7 protein-coding genes are annotated in these 8220 nt (G+C 36.1%); 5 read left to right on the forward strand and 2 right to left on the reverse strand.

All coding sequences use genetic code 11. The features are described from left to right. Positions 1 to 194: 194 nt before the first annotated feature. Together ACIQ1E_RS12975 and ACIQ1E_RS12980 are read left to right on the forward strand one after the other, a co-directional pair. Positions 195 to 398, forward strand: a complete 204-nt coding sequence (locus ACIQ1E_RS12975) for a hypothetical protein (RefSeq protein ID WP_396171732.1) — start codon at positions 195 to 197, stop codon at positions 396 to 398. 88 nt (positions 399 to 486) lie between these two features. Continuing rightward, entirely contained in the window at positions 487 to 789 is a 303-nt protein-coding gene (locus ACIQ1E_RS12980) for a hypothetical protein (RefSeq protein ID WP_396171733.1), read from the forward strand. A gap of 209 nt (positions 790 to 998) precedes the next feature. Here the strand turns inward: ACIQ1E_RS12980 and ACIQ1E_RS12985 are convergent, their stop codons facing one another. Next, the gene (locus ACIQ1E_RS12985; RefSeq protein WP_396171734.1) at positions 999 to 1715 is read right to left on the reverse strand and encodes a DsbA family protein; all 717 of its coding nucleotides are present in this window, start codon (positions 1713 to 1715) and stop codon (positions 999 to 1001) included. Between the two features lie 562 nt (positions 1716 to 2277). Next, complete coding sequence (locus ACIQ1E_RS12990; protein ID WP_396171735.1) at positions 2278 to 2451, reverse strand: hypothetical protein; 174 nt, start codon at positions 2449 to 2451, stop codon at positions 2278 to 2280. 54 nt (positions 2452 to 2505) lie between these two features. Between ACIQ1E_RS12990 and ACIQ1E_RS12995 the strand changes: the two genes are divergently transcribed. The 3 genes from ACIQ1E_RS12995 to ACIQ1E_RS13005 all read left to right on the forward strand — a co-directional run bounded on the left by ACIQ1E_RS12995 (position 2506) and on the right by ACIQ1E_RS13005 (position 7953). Continuing rightward, the gene (locus tag ACIQ1E_RS12995; protein WP_396171736.1) at positions 2506 to 4800 is read left to right on the forward strand and encodes a DNA topoisomerase 3; all 2295 of its coding nucleotides are present in this window, start codon (positions 2506 to 2508) and stop codon (positions 4798 to 4800) included. A 235-nt stretch (positions 4801 to 5035) separates the two neighbouring features. After that, the gene (locus ACIQ1E_RS13000; protein ID WP_396171737.1) at positions 5036 to 5509 is read left to right on the forward strand and encodes a DUF6265 family protein; all 474 of its coding nucleotides are present in this window, start codon (positions 5036 to 5038) and stop codon (positions 5507 to 5509) included. Positions 5510 to 5736: 227 nt separating this feature from the next. Beyond that, the gene (locus ACIQ1E_RS13005; protein WP_396171738.1) at positions 5737 to 7953 is read left to right on the forward strand and encodes a TonB-dependent receptor family protein; all 2217 of its coding nucleotides are present in this window, start codon (positions 5737 to 5739) and stop codon (positions 7951 to 7953) included. Positions 7954 to 8220 lie beyond the last annotated feature (267 nt).

Here is an 8220-nt window from a genome sequence, read left to right on the forward strand (position 1 = left end):
ATGCAGCACAAAACTTTGCTAAAATACGCTCAGTCATTGATACAACTATAAAAAATGGCCTAAATGTATTGGAAGCATTGGTAATAATAGCTAAATTTGAGTTTGAATTATAAACTGATTAGTTACATAATCCGTTTTTCTTAACGATAACTTCTGATGAAAATGGAGGAAAAATGAGAATAACAAATAAACGAATGCCAGAAGATGTAATTATAAATTTTAAAGCTATATACAAAGACAATAGCAATGGCGAAATTGTTTATCATTTTGCGACTAATGATTTAAGATACAATATAAATTATTTTTTAGATTCCGAAACAAATGATAGTATTGTTTTTAGTTTCCAAAAAGATGAAAAAAACAGTATAACTTATATTTACACATTAGCTAGATTGTAACTCGAAGTGTTTCTTAAAAAACATTGTTATTGAAAGTAGATGAGCGGAGGAAATTAACCAATCAGAAATTAATTAGACAACTTAAACTATGAAAAACATCGAAGAAGTATTATATAATCCAGACTTTAACGAAAAACAAAAAAAATTTAATGAAGGGCTTGACAATATCAATTCAAAGTATAAGGAATATTTTGATGCTAGGAAAAGCAAACAATTTCCTAAAGAGAAAGATAGTCTTGCTCTACATTATTGGATAATTAATCAATATGGAAATCTCACTTTTGGTTTTTTACCCGAATCAGATATTGATGAAAATATAAAAAAAGAGAGTGTAAATTTATTCCATGAAATATTTCACGATAAAACAGATACGGTTAAGGATACCATATAATTGTATTTTGTTTTAAACATCTTAGATCACCCGGATATCCACAATCGCTAGCGCAGAATTACTTCGTCAGTTCGCAAAAGCTCGGGTGCATTCTGTGCCCACAAACTAGAGCAGACATAAGATACCGCTGCAGCCCAAAATGACTCGAACGCAGCGACTGATGAAGTAAATTCGACTCAGTCAATCATTTCGTTTGGTTGCCTATTTACTTAATCACACCCATTGATATCACAACTAGTATCGGTGGAGGTATTCAACAGCGTTACTTTCGAGTCAAATTGTCCTTCTTGCCACACTTTTTCCAAAGTTTGTAAAAAAGCCGTTGTGGGTTGTGCACCGGAAATGGCGTATTTATTGTCGAAAACAAAAAAAGGAACGCCCTGAGCACCTATCGCATTGGCCTCTTGAATGTCTTGTTTTACGTCTTCGCTGTAGTTATTGGAATGCAAAACTTGGGCAACAGCATCAGCTTGGAGTCCCACAGCAATTCCCAATTCACTCAAAGTATTCAAACTATTCAAATCTTTGCCATCCGTTAGATACGCTTTGAAGAACAATTCTTCCAATTCGTTGGCGAGATCATTTTTTTTGGCTAAATGCAGCAATCGGTGGGCGTTATGGGAATTAGCCAAAACAGCTTTCTCAAAATGAAAATCCAATCCGGCTTCTTTAGCATTTTGGGTCATATTGTCGACCATAGTTTGGGCCCAATCGATATCTTTTCGGTATTTTTCGGCTAAGTGTTCAATTAAATTATCATCAGCAGATGGAATGAAACTAGCATCCAACTCAAAGCTTTTCCATTCGATGGCAACAGCTTCTTTATGTTCGAATTGACTTAAAGCTTCTTCGATTCTTCTTTTTCCTATATAACAAAACGGGCACATAATGTCCGACCAAATCTGTATTTTTAACTTATTTTTCATCTTGGGATTCCTTTATTGGCATTGCCACTTAATTTTGTGCTGCAAAAGTAATCAAATTGGTTTTGGGCTGTTTTTATTTTAGTTTTTTATTGGGAATCGTGCGGGTTTAATTTTGGTTTTCATTGTTGTCCGATTAAAATTAAAAAAAACCTAATTTCCCTAACATATATAGTCCCTACGGGACATTTGCACTGGCGTAGCTTGAATTTTTTTCTACCGATATTTAGCTCCTAACGGAGCATACCTCGTAGAGGTTAAATATTGGTAGAAAGATGGTTATAGATTACAAATTTGTCCCGTAGGGACTATACTTTGTTTTTATCGGACAATACTGTTTGGTTTTTAAAAAACGTTTCGTTTAGCTATCCAATATTGATATTCTTTGTAGACAAAACATAAATTGCACTGTTGTTTTAAAATAGCAAGCGCACCAATATTGTTAAACATAAACAACAATTTTTTATATTTTTTGTTGTGTCTGAACAACATTTATTAAATTATCCGAAAAAATATCAGTCAATGAGAATATCCGAAGTAATCTACGGTATTTTTTCTTTGGTTATTATGAAAATGAGTCGTAATCCATAGCCCTGATGGGAACGGCATCCTTTTGTGGCGGGGTTCGACACAAAAGATACAGTGTACAGCAGGAGGACTGGTTTTTGAAAACACCAATGATTCTGCTCCTGAAAAAACCTCCACTTGCCAAGCCGTTCATAACTCCTAAAGATTTCATTTCGATACCAATTTCAAAATTGCTACTTTGCAGCTTCAAATTTAGTATCAAAAAATGAAGGTCTGTATTGCCGAAAAACCAAGTGTCGCCCGCGAAATCGCATCCGTTTTGGGTGCCAATACCAAGCACGATGGTTATTACGAAGGCAATGGCTATCAGGTCACTTACACCTTTGGGCATTTGTGCACTTTGAAAGAACCCAACGATTACAAACCCCATTGGAAAAGTTGGGACCTCAACAACCTACCGATGCTTCCCGAGAAATTCGAAACCAAGGTTGTCGATAATTCGGGTGTTCAGAAGCAATTCAAAATCATAAAAAGCCTGTTCGACAAAGCCGATTTGGTCATCAACTGCGGGGATGCGGGACAAGAAGGAGAACTCATTCAGCGCTGGGTGATGAACGAAGCCCATTACAAAGGCGAGGTACAACGCTTGTGGATTTCCTCCCTAACCACCGAAGCCATCAAAGAAGGTTTCGAAAACCTGAAATCATCTGCCAACTACGATAATTTATTTTACGCCGGATTTTCCAGAGCCATTGGTGACTGGTTGCTGGGTATGAATGCCACGCGTTTGTACACCGTAAAACACGGCGGCTACAAACAAGTTTTGTCTATCGGACGAGTGCAAACACCCACTTTGGCAATGGTTGTGGATCGCTTCAAAGAAATCGAAAACTTCCAGCCTCAACCCTATTGGGAATTGCAAACTTTATATCGAGAAACGCTTTTCAGCTACGAGGAAGGACGGTTTTTGAATAAGGAAGATGGAGAACTTTTGGCTAATAAAGTCAAAGAAAGCGAGTTCGAAATTGTTTCGATTGACAAAAAGAACGGCAACGAATTTGCTCCAAAACTCTTCGATTTAACAGGTTTGCAAGTCTATTGCAATACTAAATTTGGTTTTACAGCAGATGAAACACTAAAGATTGTCCAAACGTTGTACGAACAAAAAGCAGTCACTTATCCTAGAGTCGACACCACTTTTTTGCCGAATGATATTTATCCGAAAGTGCCGGGGATTCTAAAAAACTTGACGAGTTATGCTGCGTTGACTCAACCTCTTTTGGAAAAGAAAATAAAAAAATCACCTAAGGTTTTCAACGATAAAAAAGTAACCGATCACCACGCGATTATTCCAACGGGAGTGCAAAGTAATTTGCAATACAATCAGCAGCAGGTGTACGATATTATAACCCGCCGTTTTATTGCCGTGTTTTATGACGATTGTTTGGTTGCCAATACCACAGTTATGGGCAAAGCTGCCGAAGTAGTATTCAAAGCCACCGGAAAAGAAATCCTAAAAAAAGGATTTCGTGTAGTATTCGAAGACCCGAATGCAAAAGAAAAAGAAGCCGATATTTTACCGAGTTTTGTTGTAGGCGAAAAAGGACCACACCAACCTTCGTTCTTAGAAAAGGAAACCAAACCACCCAATCAATTTACAGAAGCTACTTTGTTGCGTGCTATGGAAACCGCAGGAAAACAAGTCGATGACGAGGATTTACGAGAATTGATGAAAGAAAACGGTATCGGTCGTCCATCGACGCGGGCGAATATTATTGAAACGCTTTTTAGACGCCAATACATCGTTCGAAACAAGAAACAGGTTTTGCCTACACCAACAGGAATCCAACTGATTGATACGATTCAGAATGAATTGGTCAAGTCGGCAGAATTGACGGGTTCTTGGGAAAAGCAATTAAAGGATATCGAAAAAGGAACTTTTACCGCTGGAGCATTCATTAAAAATATGAAACTGATGGTCGAGGAGTTGGTCTATGAAGTACGAAGAGAAACAAGAGGTGCCAATATTTCACACGCAGGAAGTTTTCAAAAACAAGAAAATGTCGTCGAGAAAAAGAAAGCCGCAGGAATTTTGGACGAAGTCTGTCCGAAATGCAAAAAAGCAACGCTTATCAAAGGAAAATCCGCTTACGGCTGCGGCGATTACAAAGCAGGTTGTCGTTTTGTGTTGCCTTATACTTTTGCCGATAAAAAAATATCCGAAAATCAATACCTGCGATTGCTCCAAAAAGGATCTACGGTGAACTTGAAAGACTTCAAAACCGAAACTGGAACTGTGGAGGGCTTGCTCCGCTTTGACGACAATTTCGAACTCAAACTAGAAGAGAAAAAAACCGTCGTGAAACCAACACCAGATACATTAGAATGTCCCAAATGCAAAAAAGGAATGGTTCTCAAAGGAAACACTGCTTATGGATGTACTGATTACAAATCAGGTTGCGATTTTAAAGTGCCTTTTGATGTAGTTCGGGCAAAACTAAAAGATCAAAAACCTAGCAAAGAATTGGTTTATGCTATTTTGAAAGAAAGTGTTTTATAACATCAAGACGAATTTACACTAGGACTTATTGCAATTGCTTTATCATTACATTCTACTCCATTTGTCACGCTGTAAGCGTCTCAACAAAGGTGAGCAACATAATCGAGACGCTTACAGCGTGACAAATAGTAAGAATAAAAAGTACTCAAGTATCACTATTTAAAATACTGAATAATCATAATTGCAATCTTTTCGCTAATTTTGAAACGTAATTAAAGCCTAATAATATCCAATTATGAAAAAAGTAACTCTAACATTCTTACTACTCCTAACCCTAGCGTCTTGCCAAAAATCAAAGAATGTTTCCAAAATTGTGGGTGCCGATTGGCTTATAGGAACATGGGAAAACAAATCGGACGATGGTAATCTTATAGAAACCTGGAAGAAAGTAAACGACAGCCTCTTTATTGGCGAAAGCTACTTCATCAAAGAAAAAGATACCTTACATTCTGAAAAAATCGAATTGAAACAAAAAGGAGAAAATCTGCTGTACATTTCGACTATAAAAGGGGACAACAATGACAAACCCATCACTTTCAAACAAAATGTCGAAATCGAAAAACAATTGGTTTTCGATAACCCAAAAAATGATTATCCAAGAAAGATTGTTTACAAACCGTTTGCCAACGGACACTTACTCATTGAAATTTCAGGAATTCAACAAGACAAACCAAGTTCAACTCGCTATTCGATGAAGAAAACCGAATAAAAAACAACCTTTTTCGCATTCAATACTAACTCTTGCTCCCAAAAAGCAAGATTTTTTTTGCCCTAATATACTGATAAACAAACCTTAATAATTTGTTAATAAATTATTATTCATATTTAGTCTAAATAAGCTCTGCAAATTAAATATAGGTCCTTATATTTGCATTATTATTTTTAATAAGTCTAAATAATGCAAAAAACAAGGAGTTCTATATTATATAAAAAACAATGAAAAAAGTAGTTACACTCGCATTTATTAGCATGTCGATTTTGGGTTTTTCCCAAGAAAAAGAAGTAAAAAAAGATACCATTAGTACCTTATCTGAAGTTATAGTCAATTCTGACGCCATCGTCGGCAACAAATTCAAAGCAAAAAACAAAGCAGGATCAACATTTTATCTTTCAGAAGCCGATTTGAAGGTCTTTAGACAAGATGATATTTCAAGAGTTTTGATCAATGTACCAGGTGTAACAATCCAAGAATCGGATGGTTTTGGTTTACGACCAAGTATTGGAATGAGAGGGACAAATCCAGATAGAAGTTCCAAAATAACACTCATGGAAGACGGCGTTTTAATTGCCCCCGCTCCCTACTCGGCTCCCGCTGCCTATTATTTCCCAACCGCTGCGCGTATGAAAGCTTTCGAGATTATCAAAGGAGGTAGCCAAATCCAATACGGACCCTATACAACAGCTGGAGCATTGAATATGGTTTCAACCCAAATACCGAGTAACTTTTCAGGCAATGTTACCGCAACTTATGGTAGCTACAACACCAAGCACTTCTATACTAGCATCGGAGATTCTTTCAAAAACTTTGGCTACTTAGTAGAATACAACAACAGAAATTCCGATGGTTTTATGGATATTGATTATAGTTCTAAAGACACTGGTTTTGACGCCAACGACTATATTGCCAAGTTTCGCTTGAATACTGACTTCGACGCCAAAGTATACCAATCTTTGACTTTAAAACTACAGTACTCTGAAGATGCTTCACACGAAACTTACTTAGGACTGACGGACACCGATTATAAAGCAAATCCGTACCGCAGATATTTAGGATCAAATGAAGACAATCTAATTACAGATCACTTCCAAATGATGGCGACTCATTATATCAGACCAATTCAAAATTTAACTTTTACGACAAAAGCATACAGAAATACATTTGCCAGAAATTGGTACAAACTTGATGCTGTAAATTTGGGAACAAGCTCCGTTTCAATCAAAAATATTATCGAAGATCCTGTAAAATATTCAGCCGAATATAACGCAATTGCGGGGAACAACAACACTGTAGCAAATGCACTTCGCGTCAAAGCAAACAATAGAAATTATGAAGCACAAGGGGTTCAAACTGTTGGAAACTATAATTTTAACACAGGAAAGATCAAACACGATTTAGAATTTGGAGTTCGTTATCACGAAGATTATGAAGATCGTTACCAATGGGTTGATGGTTACGCGATCACTAACAAATTTATGAATCAAACTAATAATGGGCTTGGGGGTAGTGATGCCAATAGAATTCAATCTGCCAAAGCTTTAGCTTCGCACATATTATACAATTTAACTATTGATAAATTGACTCTTACACCAGGATTGAGAAATGAAAACATCATTGTAACAAACAACGATTATGGAATATCAGACCCTAACCGAATTGGTGCAAATTTAAAAACTACCGAAAACAAAGTAAATGTATGGATTCCAGGATTGGGTCTTTTGTACAACTTCAACGACAACTATAAACTATTTGCAAGTTTACACAAAGGATTCTCACCAGCAGGAGCATTATCAGGTGAAGATGCTGAAAACAGTATCAATTCTGAAATTGGATTTCGAATGAACAAAAATGCCTTTGCAACTGAAATTGTAATTTACAACAACGAATATTCAAACTTGCAAGGAGCAGACACGATGTCTGGTGGAGGCAGCGGAACTGGAGATTTGTTCAATGCGGGTAATGCAACAGTAAATGGACTAGAATTTACCGCTTCTTATGATGTTTTAAATAAATCAACTGCCTTTAGATTACCAATAGCTCTTAGTTATACTTACACGAATACCGAATTGAAATCAGATTTCGTTAGCCCAAGTTGGGGAACTGTAAAAAATGGCGATGAAATTCCTTTTATCCCAAAAAATCAGTTGGCTTTAATGGCAGACCTAGAACACAAAAAATTTAGTTTTGCAGCCAATGCAAGATTTATTGGAGAGTTCAGAACAAAAGCAGGTCAGGGAGAAATTCCAGCAAATTACAAAATTGACGACAATATCATTATTGACCTTGCTGCAAAATACCATTTGACTAATAAAGTAAGTTTAACCTCAAATGTGATCAATTTATTGGATTCAGACAAAGGGGTTGCCAGAACTCCAGCAGGATTAAGACCTAGTCATCCTTTTGGAATCAACGCTGGAATAATAGCTCGTTTTTAGATTTTAATGTTTGATTAGTCAAACATCATTATATATTTTTTTAATTCACCTAAAAGGCACTGCAAAAGCCATATTTGTAGTGCCTTTTTTTTTATTGAAAAGCACTTAAATTAGCATAAAAAATTAAAATGTTCATAATTATATTTGTAACTAATCAGTCTCAAATATAGGGATTTTATTTCATGTCAAAATGACGTGAAATAAAATTCGAATTCATGCCACATAGTCATTGGATTTATTAGGTGAATCTTTTTATATTTTGTACTT

The sequence above is a fragment of the Flavobacterium sp. genome (genome assembly GCF_044348915.1).
GTDB lineage: Bacteria > Bacteroidota > Bacteroidia > Flavobacteriales > Flavobacteriaceae > Flavobacterium.